This is a genomic window from Vibrio sp. 704, from assembly GCF_033339295.1.
Genome location: NZ_JAWOUH010000862.1, coordinates 1 through 551 on the forward strand (window position 1 = coordinate 1; position 551 = coordinate 551).

Annotated in this window: 1 protein-coding gene; it reads right to left on the reverse strand. The window is 42.3% G+C overall.

What is annotated here, in order from left to right:
* Positions 1-120: 120 nt before the first annotated feature.
* On the reverse strand, positions 121-486 hold the full coding sequence (locus R7R24_RS29565) for a VOC family protein (protein ID WP_005485688.1): 366 nt from the start codon (positions 484-486) through the stop codon (positions 121-123).
* Positions 487-551: the final 65 nt, after the last annotated feature.

Genomic DNA, 551 nt, shown 5'->3' on the forward strand with positions numbered 1-551 from the left:
GGATCATACTTGAGCTCATGGGCATTCCTTTAGTTATATACAACGCAGCTTATAAGTGTCCCCTGAGTCTAATTTATTGAAGCCTAGTTGGGAATGGTAAAAAGCATTTTTAACGCATTTTTATTCACTAATGAACACGCGAATGCGATGCTTATCAGGATCGGTCGCTACAAAATTTAACCCATACACCGAGGTCATTGGTGGCTGAATAAAGTCTACGCCCATCTCTTTCCACTTGTTGTAAACCAGCTCCAGTTGATGTCCGTCTGCTACAGACAACGATAACTCGGCTCCTCCACCTTTCACCATGCTGACTGGAGTGAGCGCGTCACTTTGTTTGAGCGTAAGTTTGACGCTATGGGAAAGTGGCATAGAAGCAAATGTAGGAGATAAAAGCGTGACCTCACAATCAAACAGTCTCGAGTAAAATGTTTGGCTCACGTGAATGTTTTCTACATAGAGAACGAATGAATTGATAGTCAGCATGGATTATTCCTCAACTTTGTTAAATAGATGAGGCTGAATTTACCGAAAGAGCATGACAGGTGCTG

What these genes read in the sequence shown, in the direction of transcription:
- R7R24_RS29565 (WP_005485688.1), bottom strand. Translation starts at nt 486, where the DNA reads ATGCTGACTATCAATTCATTCGTTCTCTATGTAGAAAACATTCACGTG.